Origin of the sequence: Flavobacterium resistens (genome assembly GCF_900182645.1) — a bacterium.
Lineage (GTDB): Bacteria > Bacteroidota > Bacteroidia > Flavobacteriales > Flavobacteriaceae > Flavobacterium > Flavobacterium resistens.
In genome coordinates, this window is sequence record NZ_FXTA01000002.1 from 394,766 (window position 1) to 415,246 (window position 20,481).

The window sequence follows — 20,481 nt, forward strand, 5'->3', positions numbered from 1 at the left end:
ATTAAATCAGAATTATGAAAAAGAACCTATTTTTATTAGGATTATTAGTTTGCTCTATGGCTACAATGGCGCAGACAGAAAAAGCAGACAAACCAGAAAGCTGGTATTTTAAATTAGGTGGATCTTATTTTAACCAAACAGCTTCTACAGAATTTCCAGTTGTTGGAGGACAGTTACCTAACAGAGATGTTTATGCTGGTACTTTAGCAAACAATAAATTGGTTTCGAGAGAAAGTGTAACAGGATCTTTTGGACAAGGTTTCAGAAGTGGAATTACTGCTGGATATCGTTTTTCTACACGTTTAGGAGTTGAAATGTCTGCTAATTACTATATCAGTAATGAGAAAACAATGGCTCAAACTACAAACAGACTTATTTCATATAACCCGGCTACTAGCCCAGTTGCTACCTATGTAAGCTTTACAGCTGAAGGACAAATCAAAGCTTTTGATTTAGCTCCAGCAATTGTAATGTTCTTAGGAGAAGCTCACGGTTTTGAGCCTTATACTAAAGTTGGAGTTATTGTTCCTATTCATGGTACTTTAGATATTAAAACTGACAGACAATACACTTCATTTGCAGGTGCTAATCAAGTTGCAGCAACAGATGCTTACTCAAAAGATGTAGTTAAGCCTAATGCTACACTTGGTTTTATGGCAGCTTTAGGAACTTCTTATAAATTAGGAAAACATATTTCTGCGTTTGCGGAATTAGAGTACCGTAACTTTACAGTACACGGAAAATCTAAAGAAACAACAATTTATACTGAAAATGGTGTAGATAAATTAAATACTAATACAAACTTTAGAGTTGGTTCTACAGCTTCAAACCATACACATTATGTTGATCATTTAGATACAACTTCTAATAATGCTTTAACAAATCCAAATGGAGTTGATCAGTCAAAACCAATGGATGAGTTAAGTTCTTACGTTGGTATTTCAGGTTTAGGATTAACAGTAGGTCTTAAATACAGCCTATAATTTTCCAAAGTTTTTATATTTTCAAAAGAGGATATTCGGAAGAATATCCTCTTTTTTTATGCTCACTTTTGTTATTAAAAGAAACGAAACAATAACTATTTGGAAGAATTCCTAAACTCCTTTAAAACTTCATCAATAACCCAAGTTGTTCTAGCTCCAGAAATTCCTTTTGATGGTGAAGCATTTTCTTCTCCTAAAAGTTCAGCAATCACAGTTTCAATAAATGGCTGCTGAATATGAAGCGGATTTTCAATCAAAATACTTTCTTTTTCTCCATTTGTATATTGAATATGAATAGGGTCATTTCCAAAAGTCGAAAACGAGATTTTTCCTTTATCTCCGACAATTTCAGTATTGTCATAACGCTCAAAACTCGCAAAGTTCCATATTCCAGATCCGTGAATTCCGTTTTCGAATAAAAACGACATTGAAACTGAATCTTCGGCTGGATAAGCTAATAGTTGGGAAGTCGCATGTCCACGAACAGATTTTATCGGACCTAAAACAAAATCCAGAAAATCTAAAGTATGACAGGCTAAATCGACGAAAATTCCACCTCCTGAAATATGAGGTAAAACAGTCCACGGAAGGTTGATTTCATCATCATAACGTTCTTCAAAAGGATGATATAAAACGCAATTTACGTGTCGAATGTTTCCTAATTTTCCTTGATCAATTATTTCTTTGATTTTTAAAAATCGAGGTAATGCTCTTCTGTAATAAGCAACAAATAAAGGAACATTATGCTCTTTGCAGGCAGAAATCATTTCGTTGCATTCTTCGAAAGTCAGTGCCATAGGTTTCTCGACATAAACCGGTTTTCCTGCTTTGGCACATAAGATAGTGTATTCTTTATGAGAAGATGGAGGCGTAGCAATGTAAACCGCATCAACTTCGGGATCATTGATTAAATCTTCAGCATTTGAATACCATTTGGGAACATTATGGCGTTTAGCGTAATCTTCGGCAAGCGCAGCATCTCTGCGCATAACAGCAACTAAAGCAGAGTTTGATGCCTTCTGAAAAGCAGGCCCGCTTTTTACTTCGGTCACATTACCACAGCCGATAATTCCCCATTTTATAATTTTCATTGTTTGGTTTTTTAGTTATTCAAATTTGAGGAAAAAAGTTAGCCACGAATTCACAAAAATAAATTCGTGAATTCGTGGCTAAAAAAAAATCAGTTTAAAGTCTTACTTTTTTGGCAAAGCTTTAAAACCCATATTGTAAAGTGTGAAAGCCTGAATGTCTACATTTTCCTGAATTGTAGCAGCAACAGATTTTCCTGCGCCGTGACCAGCTTTAACATCAATTCTAATCAAAACCGGATTTTCTCCAGCTTGTTTTTCTTGTAATTCAGAAGCAAATTTAAAACTGTGCGCCGGAACTACACGATCATCATGATCTCCAGTTGTTACCATTGTTGCAGGATAATGAGTTCCTTGTTTTACATTATGAACTGGAGAATATCCTTTTAAATATTCGAACATTTCTTTGTTGTCCTGAGAAGTTCCGTAATCAAACGCCCATCCTGCACCCGCAGTAAAAGCATTGTAACGTAGCATATCCATAACTCCAACTGCTGGTAAAGCTACTTTCATTAAATCAGGGCGTTGTGTCATAGTTGCGCCAACTAATAAACCTCCATTAGAACCTCCACGGATTGCTAAATAATCAGATGAGGTATATTTTTGAGCAATTAAATATTCAGCAGCAGCGATAAAATCATCAAATACATTTTGTTTTTGCTGTTTTGTTCCTGCATCGTGCCATTTTTTTCCATATTCACCGCCACCTCTTAAATTGGCAACTGCATAAACACCTCCGTTTTCCATCCAAACGGCATTTGAAATGCTGAAACTTGGAGTTAAACTAATGTTGAATCCGCCGTAACCGTAAAGGATTGTTGGATTTTTACCGTCTAATTTTGTTCCTTTTTTATAAGTAATAATCATCGGAACTTTTGTGCCGTCTTTTGAAGTGTAAAAAACTTGTTTTGACTCATAATCTTCACTTTTGAAATCTACTTTTGGTTTTTGATAAATTTCAGATTTTCCAGATTTTGGTTCAAATGAGTAAATACTGGCTGGTGTTGTATAATTAGTAAAAGTGTAATACAAGATTTTTTCGTTCTTTTTTCCGCCAAATCCGCTAGCAGTTCCAATTGCAGGAAGTTTGATTTCACGAACTAATTTTCCGTTATAATCATATTGTTGTACAAATGAAACGGCGTCTTTCGTATAATTAGCGAAAAAATATCCTGCACCTGTTGAAGGCGATAAAATATCTTGCGTTTCTTTGATGAAATCTTTCCAGTTTTCCGGTTTTGGATTTGCTGCATCAACTGTTACAACACGTTTGTTTGGAGCGTTAAAATCGGTTTCAATGAATAACTTGCTTCCTTCGTTTTCAATAATACTATTGTCACTATTGAAATTGTCAACAATTGTTACAATCGGGCTATTTGGTTTAGTCAAATCTTTGATGTACAATTCATTTCCGTAAGTCGAATTCGCTGCAGAAATCACTAAATAATGATTGTCTTCAGTAACATAACCGCCCACATATCTTCTTTTTTGATCGGCACCAAAAATTACTTTGTCCTCTTTTTGAGAAGTTCCCAATTTGTGGAAATACAATTTGTGCTGATCTGTTTTTGCTGAAAGTTCGCTTCCTTTTGGTTTGTCGTAACTTGAGTAATAGAAACCTTCATTTCCGTGCCAAGAAATCCCGCTGAATTTTACATCAACCAAAGTATCTTCCAAAACTTTTTTAGAAACGGCATCAATGATAATTACTTTTCTCCAATCGCTTCCGCCTTCAGAAATTGCATAAGCAGCTTTTGAACCATCTTCAGAAAAATCTAGTCCGCCAAGGGAAGTTGTTCCGTCTTTAGAAAAAGTATTCGGATCTAAGAAAACTTCTTCTTTGCCATTTTGATCTTTTCTGTAAACAACAGATTGGTTTTGAAGTCCGTTGTTTTTTGAATAATAAGTAAATTTTCCTTCTTTAGACGGAGCACCTATTTTTTCATAATTCCAAAGTTTTTCCATACGAGTTTTTAGCTCGTTTCTAAACGGAATTTTATCTAAATAACCATAAGTAACTTCATTTTGAGCTTTAACCCAAGCTCCGGTTTCAGCCGATTTGTCGTCTTCAAGCCAGCGGTAAGGATCGCTTACTTTTGTGTCAAAATAAACATCAACAGTTTCGCCTTTTTTGGTTTCAGGATATTGAATTTTATTTTGTCCAAATGAAATTCCTGCAGTTGTAATTGCCATTAGTAAAAATGTTTTTTTCATATTTAAGTTTGTCGGTTTTAACAAAAATAGCACTTTTTGTGAGAGTGGAGAATATTTAACCGCAAAGCACGCAAGGAGTTTTACGCAAGGCACGCAAAGCAAATTAAAACTTCGCTCCCGATAGCTATCGGGATTGCGCTTTCTCTTAGCGTTTTTGCGGTTAAATAAAAATTATAAATTGAAATTAACTCCCAAAACGATGTTTCTTCCAATATTTGGAATACCGTCTGTTTTTAATCTTGAAAGGTGTGCAATGTATTTTTTATCGAATAAATTGTTTCCGTTTAAATTTACATCAAAAGCCGTTTTTCCTAGTTTAACAGTTCCTCCAAAACCTAAATTTACCAAAGTATAACCTTTCGAAGCCGTTTCAAAACCACTAACATTATCTTGACTGAAAGTAGAAGAAACATTCAAAGAAGCAAAACCTTCACTTAACCAATTTTTGATATTGAATTCTGTTCTAAGCGTATTATTCCAGTTGTTTGCAGGAATCAAAGGTAAATAATCATCATTCTCTTTTTTGCCTGTTACGGTTTCAAAACTAGTTTCAAAATGAAGCCAGTCTAACGGATGTGGGTGAATATGCAATCCAGCTTCCCCACCAAATAATTTAGCATTATCCTGAACATAAGCAAAAACATCATTATTATCTAAAATTTCTCCAGTTGGCGAAGTATAAATGTAGTTGTTTACGTGATTGTAAAATCCGTTGACGAAAAACTCAAAATGCGAATTTTTGTATTCCAGGTTTAAATCAGTTTGAACATTTTGTTCTGTTTTCAAATCAGCATTTCCAATTTCGTAACGGTTTGTTCCTTCATGAACTCCATTTGAAGTCAATTCGGCTAAATTCGGTGCTCTAAATCCTGAAGCAACATTCAAACGAAGCGTCAATGGTTCAGCTAATTTTGTTTTATATCCTAATGAAGCATTAAAACTGTCGAATGATCTGTCTAATGCCTGAAAATAACCTTCTTCACCTTCTGTTCCGTGCGCAATGGAGTTGATATTTCTGTTATCAAAACGTAATCCTGCTTGTAAAACGCTGTTATTCCATTCGTAATTTGCAGTTCCAAAAACACCAAAATCGTTAGTTGTGGCATCTGGAATCAAATACTCTTCACCCGAATTTGTATTCGTTTGATGCATTCCCTGAACACCTAAAATAGTTTCAATTTTTCCAAATTTCGGAAAATGATATTTTGCGTTGTAATTGAAAGTATTCAATTTCATGTGAAGAGAAGCTTCGTTGCTGTCTTCAAATTCGCTTCGGTCATTGGAGATATAACCTAAATCAACATCCAGTTTTGAGTTTTCAAAAAATACGGTATTGTTCAAACTTAATAAATGGTTGAAAATACCTTGTCTCGGAAATTCAGTGTCTTTGCTTGACGATTGTTCGGCAATTCCTTCTTCTGGAATTCCAATATCAAGTTTGTTGTAATTGTATCTTAAAACACTTGAAAAAGTTGAATTGCTGTAACCAATTCCGGTTTTAAAATCGGTTTCATTATAACGTGAATTCGTTACGCGATCGCCTCCTGAAATTTTATAATCTGAATGCGTGTTGTAACTTCCGCGTGCTAAAAATTTCCAGTTATCTGTTGAAGTTTTTAATCCGATAGACGAATTGCTTCCTTGTGTATTAGTGAAATATTTTTGACTGAAATTAGCTTTAAAATCGCCAGCATCAGCAAATTTTTCTGGATTGAAATATAAAACGCCGCCTAAAGCATCTGAACCATATAATAAAGAAGCTGGCCCTTTTATAACTTCCACACTTTCAATTCCGGCATCATTTAAGCCCAAACCATGTTCGTCTCCAAATTGTTGATTTTCTATTCGAACGCCTTGTGAATACACTAAAACACGATTTCCGCTTAGTCCGCGAATTACTGGTTTTCCGATAGAAGTTCCGGTCGAAATCTGAGAAACTCCCGGAATTGTAGCCAAACCTTCAATTAAAGTTGAGGTTCCTTTTTGCTGTAATGTTTTAATGCTTTCGTGCTCAATTTTCATTACGTTTTGCGATTGCAATTTGTTAAATGGAGTAGAAACGACTACTTCATCCATTTCCATAATTGATTGTAAAAGTGTAATGTTTAAAGTGTTTTCTTTTGCAAGTTTTGCAATAGTTTGATTTTGATTGGCATAACCAACGAAATTGAAAGCAAGGCGTAAACTTCCGTTCGGAAGATTGTTCATTTCATATTTTCCGTTTGCGTCTGTTGTTGTTCCTTTATGTAATTCGGGCGCATATACTGAAACGCCTGGCATTGGCTGATTTTGATTGTCGGTTACAATTCCTGAAACCGAATTTTGAGCAGAAAGCATGCTCGAAAAACCCAAGATTAGGGCTAATAGTATTTTTTTCATTTGGTAATGATGCTATAGTTAATTTATTTTCTTTCACATGGAAAAAACAAAACAAACAGTAAAGCATTCTAATCCTGATTATTTAAATAGGATTAGGAAACTCAATGTAATTTGAATTTTAAATTAAAAGAAATGTGATTTTTTCGAATAATCGAAACTTAAGAAACTATAGCAGCAGGAGGTCCCCGAAGTAAATAAGCTGTTTCTGAAAACGAGCTGATATTTTCTGAATACGAAAAGAAATAAGGGATTTCTTTATGAAAGACACGAAATTGAAAAGAAAAAGTTTCAGCAATAGTATAACTTCCAAAAGCAAAATTACAAACATAACATAAGTCGTAATTGTGATGCTGATGCGTTATTTCGCCACTTGGATCATTATAATCGTGGTGACATTGCTTCTCTGAAAGTTGTTTTACAATATGCTCAAAACTGTGTATGGACTGAAACAATATTGAGAACAATATTGTCAGCGTCATGGAAAGACTTATTATGAGCTGTTTTCTTTTCATACAGGACAAAGGTATAAAAGCGGATTGAAAAAATGGGCCATTTTTTAGTTTCTGTTGCAGATTTATTGAAAAAAGTGCAACAAATGCTTTTGTTCTGCCTGAAAAAGAGAATAATTGTTTTCAAATCATATCTTCAGCTGGCATTATATTATATTTGTATGTGAAATAAATTTACAGCAAAAAACGTTTGAACTTGAAAACCTCCTTAAAACCAAAATTCGATATGCGATTATTCTTTACTTGTTTGTTTTTTGTTTCGTTTTTGAACGTTTTTTCACAAACTGAAGTAAAGCCGGAAATCAAACCCGTGATTAAAATCGATTCTTTATATCGTGAAGATCAGTTTTATTTTTCTATTGCATACAATCTTTTGGTAAATACACCGGAGCGTTTGAAACAAGATAAATTTTCTGCCGGACTTTCTGCCGGATTCTTGCGTGATATGCCAATAAATAAAAGCAGAACGATTGCCATTGCAGCCGGATTAGGATTGAGCTATCAGAACTTTTACCAGAATTTCACGGTTTCTGAAGATACGCAAGGAGCTCCAATTTATGGTGTAAATGATTACGGTGAATTTGTTTCAAACCGATATAGACAATATTCTGTTGATCTTCCGATCGAATTCAGATGGCGAAATTCAACTTATGAAAGCACTAAATTCTGGCGAATTTACGGAGGCGTAAAAATGAGTTATATTTTCTCCAGCAAATCGATTTTAGACGATGGAGAAAACACTTATAAAATATCTAATAATCCGGATGTCAATACCTTTCAATACGGAATTTACCTCGCAACAGGTTATAATACATGGAATATTTACGCGTATTACGGCTTAAATCCTTTGTTTAATTCGGTTTCTACAGTTTCTGGCGAAAAGGTACATATGAAAGCAATGAATGTTGGGTTGATTTTCTACATTTTATAGCCATAAAAATAGAAAGAGAACCTGCGGCGCAACGCCAACCAATAATCCAATCAAAATTTCTTTAGGAGTATGTGCCTGCATTTCCAGTCGGGAAGAAGCAACAACACCAGTAAGTAAAATTAAAAGTGCCGACCAATACGGATTTTGCATTTGCAAATGCATATTAAGACCAATTACAAAAATCGCAAGACCGCTAATTGCCGCTACATGAAGACTTGCTTTTATATTAAATAAAGAGCAAACCAAGGCTAAAATTGTGCTAAACAATGCGCCAAGAAAGAAGAAATGTAATTCTGGATAACGAGTAATTATAATGCTTCGTTTTACTAATAAAATGTACAAAAAACACTGCAGTATCAATGGGATTTTTCGTTGCGAAGTTTCATGAACCATAACAGAAGTCACATGTCCTGTTGATTTTAATAGTAAGTAAAATAAAACCGGAACCAAAACCGTAATAATCAGAATTTGAAATAAAACGAAATATTTTTCCTGATTAGTAAAAGCATCTTCTTTGCAAAAAAGATAAAATAAAGTGGCATACATCGAGATAAAAATCGGATGCAATATATAGGAGAATAAAGGCAGTATTTTTTTCAAAACGTGGTTTTTTGTGGTCTAAAAACAAATATAAACAAATATAAATATAGATTGTGAAGAGGCAGTTTTTTTAAGAAAATAACAACTTTTTTCTACCATTAATGTTTTAAATTTGACAAAAAGAATTTCAAAATGAGCATAAATTTAAAAAGTCTTATTCCGGTTTTTGATGCTGAATGGATTGGATCAAATACAGATGTTTTTATCGATCATATTTCAATTGACAGCCGTTCACTGCAAAACGGATCTAAAACTTTGTTCATTGCTCTCTCAGGCTCAAACAATGATGCTCATTTATATATTGAAGAACTTATTGAAAAAGGAGTTCAAAATTTTGCTGTTCAATACATTCCTGAAAGTGTAAAAGGCAAAGCTAATTTTTTGGTGGTAAAAAACACTTTAAACGCTTTGCAGCAATTTGCCAGTTACTACAGAGATTTATTTGACTTTCCTATCATAGGTTTAACCGGAAGCAACGGAAAAACAATCGTAAAAGAATGGCTTAATTTTCTGTTAAGTCCCGATTATAATATTATCCGAAGTCCTAAAAGTTACAACTCTCAGGTTGGTGTTCCCTTATCTGTTATTGCGATAAATGAAAAACACAATCTGGGCATTTTTGAAGCCGGTATTTCAACGGTGAATGAAATGGAAAAGCTTGAAAAAATCATCAAACCTAATATTGGTGTTTTAACAAGCATTGGTTCTGCGCACGATGAAGGTTTTGAGAATTTGGAGCAAAAAATAAAGGAGAAGCTTTTGCTTTTCAAAAATACCAATGTCATTATTTATCAAAAAAACGAACTTGTTGATAAATGTCTCGCCGATTTTTCTGCAGAGAATCCAATTCCAGACAGAACATTTTTTTCATGGAGTTTTAAAGATAATTCTGCCGATGTTTTTATTCTGAAAAAAGAAACTAAAAACGAATTAACAATTATTCAATATCAATATGAAGATAAAGCTTCCGATTTAGAAATTCCATTTAATGATTCGGCTTCAGTTGAAAATGCGATTTCATGTTTGTTGGTTTTGCTTTATTTTAAATATGATTCCAAAACCATTCAAAATCGCGTACAAATGTTGTATCCGGTTCAAATGCGTCTTGAAGTCAAAAACGGAATCAACAATTGCAGTATAATTGATGATAGTTACAGTTCCGATTTTCAGTCGCTTAAAATTGCTTTGGATTTTCTGGAAAGTCAGCAAAAAAAGAACGCAACAAAAACAGTAATTCTTTCGGATATTTTTCAAAGCGGATTTTCAAATGAAGAATTATATTCTAAAGTTTCACAATTGGTTTCAGCTAATAAAATCAATCGCGTAATTGGTATCGGGCCAACGATTTCTTCTTTTAAGGACAAATTTTCAAATTGTATTGCCTTTCAGGATACAGCATCATTTATTGAAGCATTTGAAAGTTTGAATTTCAGCAATGAAACGATTTTGATTAAAGGCGCAAGATCTTTTCAGTTTGAAGAAATTGTTTCACTTCTTGAAGAAAAAACGCATGAAACGGTTTTGGAAATCAACTTGGATTCCATCAGTCATAACTTGAATTATTACAAATCAAAACTCGCAGATGATGTAAAAATCATGGTGATGGTAAAAGCTTTCGGTTATGGAAATGGAGGTTTGGAAATTGCCAAATTACTGGAACATCATAAAGTGGATTATTTAGGTGTGGCTTTCGCCGATGAAGGAATTTCGCTGAAAAACGGCGGAATCAAATTACCAATTATGGTTCTGAATCCCGAATCTACAAGCTTTCCGTCGATTATTCAATACAAATTAGAACCAGAAATTTATAGTTTAAAAGGATTAAATGCCTTTTTGAAAATTGCCAAAGAAAAGAATTTAAAAGATTTCCCGATTCACATTAAAATGGATACAGGAATGCATCGTTTGGGTTTTGAAGAAAATACAATCGACGAATTGATTCAGACTTTGAAAAACAATTCAAGCGTTCGGGTGCAAAGTATTTTGTCGCATTTGGCAACAAGCGATGATCCAAAACATTTTGGTTTTGTTGAAAAGCAAATAGGTTTATTTGAGAAATTATCATCCAAATTAATGTCGGAATTAAATATAAACCCGATTCGTCATATTCTGAATACTTCGGGAATCAGTAATTTCCCGAATGCACAATATAATATGGTACGTTTGGGAATTGGCTTGTACGGAGTTTCTAACGATTCATCGGAACAAAAATATTTGGAAAATGTTGGAACATTAAAATCAATTATTTCTCAAATCCGAACAATTCCAAGTGGTGACAGCGTAGGTTACGGACGCCGTTTTATGGCCGAAAAAGAAACAAAAATTGCCACAATTCCAATAGGTTATGCTGACGGAATTTCCAGATTATGGGGAAATGAAATAGGTTTTGTAACGATCAAAAATCAAAAAGCCAATATTGTCGGAAGTGTTTGTATGGATATGTTAATGGTCGATGTGAGTAATATCAATTGTAAAGAAGGTGATTCAGTGATTATTTTTGGCGAAAGCCCAACTGTTATTGAAATGGCGGAAGCTTTAAAAACAATTCCATACGAGATTATGACCAGTATTTCGCAACGTGTTAAACGGGTATTTTTCAGATAATTTTAAGAACTTTCAGGAAAATTACGTATTTTCGGTATAATTATTATAAACTAAAAAGGAACAATTATGGGATTTTTTTCTGAATTTAAGGCATTTGCAATAAAAGGCAACGTGGTTGATCTTGCTGTTGCAGTAATTATTGGAGCGGCATTTGGTAAAATTGTAAGTTCATTTATTGAAGATGTAATTACGCCACTAGTATTAAAACCGGCTTTAGAAGCTGCGCATTTAGAAAAAATTCAAGACCTTACCGCTTTTGGCGGTGTAAAATACGGTCTCTTTCTGTCGGCAGTAATTAACTTTGTTATTGTTGCTTTTGTTTTATTCTTAGTAATTAAAGGAGTAAATAAACTTAAAAAAGAAGAAGCTCCAGCTCCGCCAGCCGGACCAACGCAAGAAGAATTGCTTACTCAAATTAGAGATTTATTAAAAAATAAATAAAAATATAATACCGCTACACTAAGTCTAACTTAACCGTCTTCTAAAGAGACGGTTTTTTTACAAAATGTTTGTTTTATAACATTTTGTTATTTTTTGTGAATCGCCTTGCCGAGACTTTTATTATACTTATTTTTGCAGTACAAATTTGATTATAAAATTATTTAAAAATATAAAAATGAGAATTGCAGTTGTAGGTGCTACCGGAATGGTTGGCGAAGTAATGCTTAAAGTTTTAGCAGAAAGAAATTTTCCTGTTACAGAATTAATTCCTGTTGCATCAGAAAGATCAGTTGGAAAAGAAATTGAATATAAGGGAACAAAATATAAAGTTGTTGGTTTACAGACTGCTGTAGATATGAAAGCTGACATCGCAGTTTTTTCTGCTGGAGGAGATACTTCATTAGAGTGGGCTCCAAAATTTGCTGCTGCAGGAACAACTGTTATTGACAACTCATCAGCTTGGAGAATGGATCCGACTAAGAAATTAGTAGTTCCTGAAATCAATGCTTCAGTTTTAACTAAAGAAGATAAAATTATTGCAAACCCAAACTGCTCTACTATTCAAATGGTATTGGCATTGGCGCCTTTGCATAAAAAATACAACGTTAAAAGAATTATTGTTTCGACTTACCAATCAATCACTGGAACTGGTGTAAAAGCAGTAAAACAATTAGAAAATGAGTACGCAGGAATTCAAGGCGATATGGCTTACAAATATCCAATTCACAGAAATGCGATTCCACATTGCGACAGTTTTGAAGAAAACGGATACACTAAAGAAGAAATGAAATTAGTTCGCGAAACTCAAAAAATTCTTGGTGACAACACTATTAGAGTTACGGCTACTGCAGTTCGTGTACCAGTTGTTGGCGGACACAGTGAAGCTGTAAACGTTGAGTTTACAAATGATTTCGATGTGAACGAAGTTCGTGAAATTTTGCACCATACTGATGGAGTAGTAGTGCAGGATAATTTAGATACATTCACATACCCAATGCCATTATATGCTGAAGGTAAAAATGATGTTTTTGTTGGAAGAATCCGTCGTGACGAAAGCCAGCCAAACACATTAAACATGTGGATTGTTGCTGATAACTTAAGAAAAGGTGCAGCAACAAACACAATCCAAATTGCTGAATATTTAATTCAAGCGGGTTTGGTTTAAATCTGAGAGATTAAAGAAAATTGTTATAAAGAAAAAGCCGTAATTGCAGTGATGTGATTACGGCTTTTTTGAATACTATAAATCTCTAATTTGAAAAAATTATTTCTTTTTCATTAACTCTTCCCTACAAGATTTTCCTGCCTCAAAAGCAATAGTAGCATTTTTTGGATCTTGTATTTCGGCAGGTCCTAAATTTTGTTCTTTTAATTTAGCCATGGTACATTCTGCCATAAATATAGCATCTTTAATGTTGGTACCACTATTTATAAATTTATCTTTTATAAGGGCTTTAAATCCTTTTTCTGTTTGAGGGGTCCAAGCACTTTCTCCTGTTTTTGATTTGTTTTTTAAAAACACCTCTTTTGTACATTCTTGTGTTAGTTGTTTGATATGTAATACAATCCCTGGTGTTTTAAGATCCTTTGGTTTGTAGTTATTACTCTTGATTTTTTCAAAAGAACAATCAGCTATAAAATCAATTTGCTCTTTGGTGCACATTCCATTTGCTTTCTCCTCCAGGCCATCTTTTAATCCTCTTTTAAACTCGGCTTCTTTTTCTGGTGTCCACTCATTTTTATTGCATGAAAATAATGTGAAAGCTACAACTGCAATACTAATGTAATTTAGAAATTTGTTCATTTAATTGAATATTAAATAGATTTGATAAGCTATAGTTGTTTTTTAATTATTCTCTTTTTCTAATTCTTCTTCACAAGCCAGTACGATTTTTTTAGCCACAATAATTTTTTTGGGATCTTTTTTTAAATCTACAGGTGATATATTTTGTTCTTTTAGTTTTGCAATGATACAATCTGTAAGGATAGAAGCCTCATCGTTTTTAAAACCATTTTGGATGTAGCTTTTTTTTAAGCCCGTTTTGAAAAACTCTTCCGTTTTTGAATTCCATGTGCTTTTCATTACTTCTTGGTAGCATTCTTGACTCAGTTGCTTCGCTATTTTTGAATTTTCAGGTGTTTTATCAATATTAGGTTTTAAGCCTTTTATTTTCAACTTCTCAACATAACAATCGACCATCGAATTTATTTGATCTTTTGATGCTAATCCTTTTGCTTTAATTTGTAAACTGTCTTTTAAATCTTTTTTAAACTCGGCTTCTTTTTCTGGTGTCCATTCATTTTTGTTGCATGAAAATAATGTGAAAGCTAAAATTGCAATACTTATGTAATTTAGAAATTTGTTCATTTTGTTTTAGATTATTGATTAAATGAAGAATAGATTTATTTTTATATCCTTAGAATTTCTGCAAAAGTATTTTTAAAGTGTTTTAGCAAATAGCTTTGAGAGACAAAAGAATAATATAATAAGGCATTTAAAATAGCTTAATATGATAGTTTTAAAACTTGTAATGATTATTTAAGTTTTACTACCGAATTAATTTTGTATAGCAGAAAATATATGGAACTAAACTTCAGCTTAATAGAAAACGATTATTTGCAACAGCATTTGTATCTTGCTAAAAAAAAATGGATAAGAATCTAAAATATATTGAAGACAATTATATAGAATTTGAAGAAGTGATTAAAACAACAAATATCTCTTCGGAAAAATTGAATGAATTAATTGAAAGCAAGCTTGTTCAACATCCTTCCTATGTTATAAATTCAGAAATTACAATAAGCTCTTCTTTAAACGACAATCATAAAATTATAATTGAAAAGAATTATTTTCATCCAAGCGTTTTGCGACTTATAGAAGTTAATTCGAATAATTTAAATCGTGAAAAATTTAAAAAAGAGTTTAAAGAAAATTTATTGTCAAATCTGAAAAACCATGACTATAAAACATTTGCATACGGAAATGTTTTTGATGAAAATCAAAATATTGATAATGAAAAAATTGAAAAGGCATTAGAAGAAGAATGGGATTACTTCTGTAAAGGTGTTTACGGAATCTGTACTTTAAACAATGATGAGGTTGCTATAATAGAGAAAGAAATTGCTATTAAAAAGATTTTAAAATTTATTGAGCAAAAATCTTCACTATTGACGAAAGAGGATGAAATGTACTTGAGAGAATTAAATATCGAATTAAACAAATCAACGAGTAATTTTGCACCGTATCAAAGAGAATTGAGTAGCAGAGGGAAATATTTGGATAAGTTACTTAGAGAATTTTCTCTGGAAGATTTGATTAAGAAATATGATTAAAATACAATATAAAAAAAGCGAGAATCAATAAATTCTCGCTTTTCTATTTTTTAATATTCCGGAGCAAGTTCTAGTTCAAGTCCTTCTAAATCTGTAGTAATTGGTATCTGACAGCCTAAACGACTATTAGATTTAACGTAAAATGCTTCCGAAAGCATGGCTTCTTCTTCGTCTCCCATTTCAGGTAATGCAATATCATTTAGAACATAACACTGGCAAGAAGCGCACATGGCCATTCCACCACAAGTTCCTTCAACAGGAAGTTCGTATGCTTTGCATAACTCCATTATATTCATTGCCATATCAGTAGGAGCCTGTAATTCATGAATAACTCCTTCTCGATCCTTAATCTTTATTAATACATCCATTTTAATTATGGGAATTTTAATGTAGGATTTTATAACGTGAAAAAATCCTGGTTTATTTTAACTTGTTGGTTTTATGCTAAATGCGTATTCTTTTTGTGCATTATCTTTAAGATGCATTTTTACCCCCAGCATAGTACCGCCTTTTTCAAGTAGCGTTACTACAGCAATGACAGAATAATAATCTCTGTCACCTTGAAAGATTAATGTTCCTTCGTATGTAGAATTTACAACTCCTTGTTTGTCTGTTGTTACAGAGACTTTTCTTGGATGTGAAAATTCAGCTGTGCTGTAAGTTGCTTTATTAGCAAATTTCGCTTTCCCTTCGGCAAAATCATATAAAAAATCATAGTTTCCAATTCTTAAGCTGCCTTCTTCATTAGTCGTGCTAGTGTTAAAAACTATTTGTCCTGAAAATTTAAAATCCGACCATTCTTCTGCTTCATTTACCCAAGCCTTGTCAACAATTAAAGTTTGTGCTTGCTGAGCATAATTTACCGATACAAAAAACAACAATAAAAATAAAGTGTAATAGTGTTTCATAAATTTATGATTTAGGGTTATTTTACAAATTTAAGTTAAATAAGTAAAAACAACGCAACTAAAACTCTTAAATCTTTATGTTCTTTTTTGTTAAATGCGCAATATTCGATTTAATTTTGCGTGTTTTTATTAAAAATAATAAGAAAAACACGCAAAAGAAATACTATTCTTGTTAATAATTAAAAATCTTAAATGCTAAGAAAAAACGATTCACTACATGATATTTACCACAGTTTCAATTTGTGGTGCATATTTTTTAATTGTAGTTTCAACTCCGGCTTTCAAAGTCATTTGGTTTACGCTGCAGCTAATGCATGCGCCTTCAAGACGAACTTTTACATGCTTATCTTCGTCAATCGAAACTAGCGTAATATCTCCGCCATCAGATTTTAAAAATGGCCTTATTTCGTCTAAAGCTAATAAAACGTTATTTGTTAATTCTTCTGTTGTCATAATATTAATGTGTCAATTAGATAATGTGTCAATTAGAAAATTTAATTCATTATCTAATTGGCACATTATCTCATTATCTAATTATTTTTTCACTGCTGAACATCCTGCCATCGTTGTAATTTTAATGGCTTCTGTTGCTGGTAAGCTTTCGTTTCTGTTTACTGTTTCCTGTACAACATTTCGAGTGATTTCTTCAAAAACAGTTTCAATTACTGATGCTGTTTGCAAAGCTGCCGGACGACCGTAATCTCCTGCTTCACGAATAGACTGTACAATTGGAACTTCACCTAAAAACGGTACATCTAAGTCAGCAGCAAGATTTTTTGCTCCTTCTTGTCCAAAGATATAATATTTATTATTTGGTAATTCTTCTGGAGTAAAGTAGGCCATGTTTTCAACAATTCCTAAAACCGGAACATTGATATTGTCCTGCATGAACATTGCAACTCCTTTTTTAGCATCAGCAAGTGCAACAGCTTGTGGTGTACTTACCACAACCGCACCTGTGATAGGAAGCGACTGCATAATTGAAAGGTGAATATCTCCCGTTCCTGGAGGTAAATCAAGAAGCATGAAATCAAGTTCTCCCCAATCAGCATCAAAAAGCATTTGGTTTAAAGCTTTTGCTGCCATTGGCCCTCTCCAAATTACTGCCTGGCTTGGTGCAGTAAAAAATCCAATAGAAAGTATTTTGATTTCATAACTTTCAACTGGTTTCATTTTAGATTTTCCATCAACTGTAATCGAAATTGGTTTTTCGTTTTCAACATCAAACATAATTGGCATTGAAGGCCCGTAGATATCAGCATCTAAAATTCCAACCTTGAATCCCATTTTTGCAAGTGTTACGGCAAGATTTGCGGTAACAGTTGATTTTCCAACTCCTCCTTTTCCAGAGGCAACAGCGATAATATTTTTGATTCCAGGAATAGCACGACCTTTGATTTCGACTTTTTCAGGAACTTCAACTTTAATGTTTACTTTGATTTTTGCATCGGCAGAGATCAATTCGTGAATTGTTTTTTTAACATCGTCTTCTGCTCTTTTTTTGATGTGCATTGCAGGTGTATGAAGTACTAAATCGACTACAACTTCATCGCCAAATGTAATCACGTTGGCAACAGCACCGCTTTCAACCATATTTTTTCCTTCTCCAGCTATAGTAATGGTTTCTAAAGCTTTAAGAATTTCTTTTCTATCTAATTTCATTTTTAATGTAGGTGTTTTCTAATGATGAAACTTATTTAAGTACTATGTTTATTTAAACTTGTTTCAGACTGCAAAGATAACAGATTAAGTTCGGATTCTTACTTTTTTTGAATCGTATTTATTGATATTGAAATTATTCAAAATGATGGAGTTGTGATTTTTTGAAAGAGATAGAGGAAAGCAGAAAATAATTAGAAACAATTTTTAGATTAAAGAAGCAAAGAATTTGATTTAAAAATAGAAAAAAGAAACCCACCAAGATTTGATTTGGTGGGTTTCTTAAAAAAAATGGTCTACAAGTTATTCGTATTTTAGGTATTTCAAAACATCGATTTTAGTTACTTGATATGCTTTTGTCAAAACAATCAACAAAGTTAAAAACAGTAATGAAACTAATGCGATTGAAAATGGCAAAGTCGAAATATTGATTCTGAATGCGTAATCCTCTAGCCATTTTTGTAATAAAATATAAGCAGGACCGATTCCGATTCCAAATCCAAGCAAACAGAATAAGACATATTGTTTAGATAATTCTTTAAGCAAAATGTCAGTTTCTGCGCCCAATGTTTTTCTGATTGCAATTTCTTTCAGTCTTCTTTCCATCGAAAATGATGCCAAAGCAAACAATCCGAACACAGCAATTATAATTACGACTAAATTTAGAATGAAAAACAAGTTTTTTTGCTTGATTTGTTCCTGATATGTTCTTGCAAATCCTTTGTTAACAAATTCATATTCAAAAGGATAATCTGGGTTTACATTTTTTGCCCAGTATGATTTCAATTTTTCTAACGTTTCTGTTAAATTATTTGGTGATACTTTTACAAAAATATTATTGAAGTTGTTCCATCCCAAGGTTTTGATGTTTATAAAAACCATTGGAGGAACTTTGTTTTGTAAACCTGTAATATGAAAATCTTTAACAACACCTACGATTTTAAATTTCAAATTCCCACTATCGTTTTTAGACCAACCCGAAGTAATTATGGTATTTATTGGGTTTTTTAAATTCAAAGTTTTAGCAAGTGTTTCATTAATCAACATACTGCTCACGGTGTCGGAAGCAAATTTTGGAGATAAATCACGTCCTTCAACAATTTTGATTTTCATCATTTCCAGAAAACCAAAATCGATTTCTGCATTTCTTGGCTGAACAAAAATTCCGTTATGCGTAAATCCAGAACTTGAATTTGTGCTTCCACCAAAGCTTCCTGCAAATGTAGTAACGTCTAAAACTCCTGGTATTTTTTTGATTTCTGGTTTATCAACGCCATATTGCTGCGTTCTTTTTTGTCTGTCTGGTTTGTTGTACGGAATCGAAATTACCTGATCTCCGCTAAAACCAAGATCTTTGTTCATCATATAATTAACCTGCGAATTGACAATCAAAGCGCCAATGATAAAAAACGCTGCAATTCCGAATTGAAAAATAAGCATCGAGTTACGAATCCAGATACCGCTTTTGCTTCTAGAAAAATTCCCTTTAAGTACTTTTAAAGTCTCAAAATTTGAAATATAAATGGCTGGGAAAATACCTGCAAGAATGATTACTAATCCAAAAATCATAATAAGTTGCAGGTAAAATTCGCTCCCATTCATGGTTAAAGTCTTTTTCAAAAATGTATTATAATACGGCAACGAAAGCTCTACAATTGCAAGTGCAAACACTATGGCAAGTACGACAATTATTGCAGTTTCAAATATAAATTGAGTAATAATTTGGTTTTTGGTAGCGCCCACAATTTTGCGAACACCAACTTCTTTAGCACGTTTGATTGCCGATGCAGTCGCTAAATTGATGTAGTTTACCAATGATAAAACCAAAATCAAAATAGACAAGCCGGCCATGATGTAAAGCAATTTTAGATTCCCTACACCTTCAGGAAAATTTTGTCCTGCCGAACTTTTTGTTCCGTGCAAACGAGACATTTGCATTTGGTCTAAAATAACTGTGATTTCGCCATTTTCTTTTACATATTGTTCTGGAGTCTGACCGTTTTCTTTGGCATCTTTTAAAGTTCGGTTTACATAATTTACGTTTTGCATTTTCTTCAAAACAGCAACCGGATCAGCACCTTTTTTGATCTTTACTAATAAACCGTAATTGAAATTTCCCCAACTGTTAATATCATTTTCACGTTTTACACCGCTAAAAACATAATTTGGCTCCATTGACGAAGGCGAAATAATACGATAAACAGCTTTTACAGTATACGTTCCGGTATTGTATGTGATCGCTTTTCCAATAGGATCGTCGTCTTTAAAAATCAATTTTGCTTGCTCTTCAGAGAGTGCAACGCTGTTTTTTTCTTTTAAAATATTGGTTTTAGCACCTTTTAGGATTTCGAAAGGGAAAAAATCAAAGAAATTTTCGTCGCTTACGGTAATCTTTTTCGCCATCAATTTTTGACCTTGATATTTGATGATATCCTCGTCATACCAAGTATTAAAGAAGCAGATTTTTTCAATCTCAGAAATTGTTGCTTTACAGGTTTCTCCAAACGGAATCGAATTTGATCCCCAAGTATCGCCCGTTGCGCCAATTTTGTTCAAGACCATATAAGCGTTTTCTTTGTTTGGATTCCATTGATCATAAGCATGTTCATTGTTCCAATACAAAATCGCAAAGATTACGCTGGCAACCCCAATGCTTAATCCTAAAACATTCAAAAACGAAAACATTTTGTTTTGCTTCAAATGATAAATAAATATTTTAAACCAGTTAGAAATCATGGTAGTGTTTTTTGTAGTTATTTAGGTTTTGCAACCCGATTAGTTTTTTAAATCAAAGCCCATATTTTGCAGACGAATTCTACCAGAATTACAATT

18 protein-coding genes are annotated in these 20,481 nt (G+C 33.0%); 6 read left to right on the forward strand and 12 right to left on the reverse strand.

Annotated elements, in window-relative coordinates; all coding sequences use genetic code 11:
* The first annotated feature begins 14 nt into the window (after positions 1–14).
* On the forward strand, positions 15–983 hold the full coding sequence (locus FN795_RS07785; RefSeq protein ID WP_142450107.1) for an outer membrane beta-barrel protein: 969 nt from the start codon (positions 15–17) through the stop codon (positions 981–983).
* A 95-nt stretch (positions 984–1,078) separates the two neighbouring features.
* On the opposite strand, the gene FN795_RS07790 is transcribed toward FN795_RS07785, so the two are convergent.
* The 4 genes from FN795_RS07790 to FN795_RS07805 all read right to left on the reverse strand — a co-directional run bounded on the left by FN795_RS07790 (position 1,079) and on the right by FN795_RS07805 (position 7,143).
* The gene (locus FN795_RS07790) at positions 1,079–2,074 is read right to left on the reverse strand and encodes a Gfo/Idh/MocA family protein (protein ID WP_142450108.1); all 996 of its coding nucleotides are present in this window, start codon (positions 2,072–2,074) and stop codon (positions 1,079–1,081) included.
* 102 nt (positions 2,075–2,176) lie between these two features.
* Complete coding sequence (locus FN795_RS07795) at positions 2,177–4,285, reverse strand: prolyl oligopeptidase family serine peptidase (RefSeq protein WP_142450109.1); 2,109 nt, start codon at positions 4,283–4,285, stop codon at positions 2,177–2,179.
* Positions 4,286–4,456: 171 nt separating this feature from the next.
* The gene (locus tag FN795_RS07800; protein WP_142450110.1) at positions 4,457–6,664 is read right to left on the reverse strand and encodes a TonB-dependent receptor; all 2,208 of its coding nucleotides are present in this window, start codon (positions 6,662–6,664) and stop codon (positions 4,457–4,459) included.
* 158 nt (positions 6,665–6,822) lie between these two features.
* Positions 6,823–7,143, reverse strand: a complete 321-nt coding sequence (locus tag FN795_RS07805) for a hypothetical protein (RefSeq protein WP_244289955.1) — start codon at positions 7,141–7,143, stop codon at positions 6,823–6,825.
* 226 nt (positions 7,144–7,369) lie between these two features.
* On the opposite strand from FN795_RS07805, the gene FN795_RS07810 reads away from it, so the two are divergent.
* A complete protein-coding gene (locus FN795_RS07810) occupies positions 7,370–8,104 on the forward strand; it encodes a porin family protein (protein WP_244289956.1) in 735 nt (244 codons plus the stop codon).
* Here the strand turns inward: FN795_RS07810 and FN795_RS07815 are convergent.
* Positions 8,099–8,704, reverse strand: coding sequence for a hypothetical protein (locus tag FN795_RS07815; protein WP_244289957.1), 606 nt, complete (start codon positions 8,702–8,704; stop codon positions 8,099–8,101). The two genes, FN795_RS07810 and FN795_RS07815, sit on opposite strands and share 6 nt — an antisense overlap.
* 132 nt (positions 8,705–8,836) lie before the next feature.
* Here FN795_RS07815 and FN795_RS07820 point away from each other — a divergent pair, with 132 nt between their 5' ends.
* The 3 genes from FN795_RS07820 to FN795_RS07830 all read left to right on the forward strand — a co-directional run bounded on the left by FN795_RS07820 (position 8,837) and on the right by FN795_RS07830 (position 12,914).
* Positions 8,837–11,308 carry a bifunctional UDP-N-acetylmuramoyl-tripeptide:D-alanyl-D-alanine ligase/alanine racemase gene (locus FN795_RS07820; RefSeq protein ID WP_142450112.1) on the forward strand — a complete coding sequence of 824 codons (2,472 nt, stop codon included), beginning with the start codon at positions 8,837–8,839 and terminating at the stop codon, positions 11,306–11,308.
* Between the two features lie 66 nt (positions 11,309–11,374).
* A complete protein-coding gene (gene mscL / locus FN795_RS07825; protein WP_035646047.1) occupies positions 11,375–11,749 on the forward strand; it encodes a large conductance mechanosensitive channel protein MscL in 375 nt (124 codons plus the stop codon).
* Between the two features lie 175 nt (positions 11,750–11,924).
* Positions 11,925–12,914 (forward strand): aspartate-semialdehyde dehydrogenase, encoded by a 990-nt coding sequence (locus tag FN795_RS07830; protein ID WP_142450113.1) that lies wholly within the window; start codon positions 11,925–11,927, stop codon positions 12,912–12,914.
* 99 nt (positions 12,915–13,013) lie between these two features.
* On the opposite strand, the gene FN795_RS07835 is transcribed toward FN795_RS07830, so the two are convergent.
* Together FN795_RS07835 and FN795_RS07840 are read right to left on the reverse strand one after the other, a co-directional pair.
* Positions 13,014–13,553 (reverse strand): hypothetical protein, encoded by a 540-nt coding sequence (locus tag FN795_RS07835; protein WP_142450114.1) that lies wholly within the window; start codon positions 13,551–13,553, stop codon positions 13,014–13,016.
* A 42-nt stretch (positions 13,554–13,595) separates the two neighbouring features.
* The gene (locus tag FN795_RS07840) at positions 13,596–14,117 is read right to left on the reverse strand and encodes a hypothetical protein (RefSeq protein ID WP_142450115.1); all 522 of its coding nucleotides are present in this window, start codon (positions 14,115–14,117) and stop codon (positions 13,596–13,598) included.
* 281 nt (positions 14,118–14,398) lie between these two features.
* On the opposite strand from FN795_RS07840, the gene FN795_RS07845 reads away from it, so the two are divergent.
* Positions 14,399–15,082 (forward strand): DUF6058 family natural product biosynthesis protein, encoded by a 684-nt coding sequence (locus FN795_RS07845; protein ID WP_142450116.1) that lies wholly within the window; start codon positions 14,399–14,401, stop codon positions 15,080–15,082.
* Positions 15,083–15,132: 50 nt separating this feature from the next.
* Here the strand turns inward: FN795_RS07845 and FN795_RS07850 are convergent, their stop codons facing one another.
* The 5 genes from FN795_RS07850 to FN795_RS07870 all read right to left on the reverse strand — a co-directional run bounded on the left by FN795_RS07850 (position 15,133) and on the right by FN795_RS07870 (position 20,385).
* Positions 15,133–15,450 (reverse strand): 2Fe-2S iron-sulfur cluster-binding family protein, encoded by a 318-nt coding sequence (locus FN795_RS07850; protein ID WP_035646041.1) that lies wholly within the window; start codon positions 15,448–15,450, stop codon positions 15,133–15,135.
* A 57-nt stretch (positions 15,451–15,507) separates the two neighbouring features.
* Entirely contained in the window at positions 15,508–15,990 is a 483-nt protein-coding gene (locus FN795_RS07855; RefSeq protein WP_142450117.1) for a hypothetical protein, read from the reverse strand.
* A gap of 213 nt (positions 15,991–16,203) precedes the next feature.
* A complete protein-coding gene (locus FN795_RS07860; RefSeq protein ID WP_035646036.1) occupies positions 16,204–16,443 on the reverse strand; it encodes a NifU family protein in 240 nt (79 codons plus the stop codon).
* Positions 16,444–16,524: 81 nt separating this feature from the next.
* Positions 16,525–17,652: an Mrp/NBP35 family ATP-binding protein gene (locus FN795_RS07865; protein ID WP_142450118.1), complete on the reverse strand. Its 1,128-nt coding sequence runs from the start codon at positions 17,650–17,652 to the stop codon at positions 16,525–16,527.
* Between the two features lie 300 nt (positions 17,653–17,952).
* Positions 17,953–20,385: an ABC transporter permease gene (locus FN795_RS07870; RefSeq protein WP_142450119.1), complete on the reverse strand. Its 2,433-nt coding sequence runs from the start codon at positions 20,383–20,385 to the stop codon at positions 17,953–17,955.
* Positions 20,386–20,481: the final 96 nt, after the last annotated feature.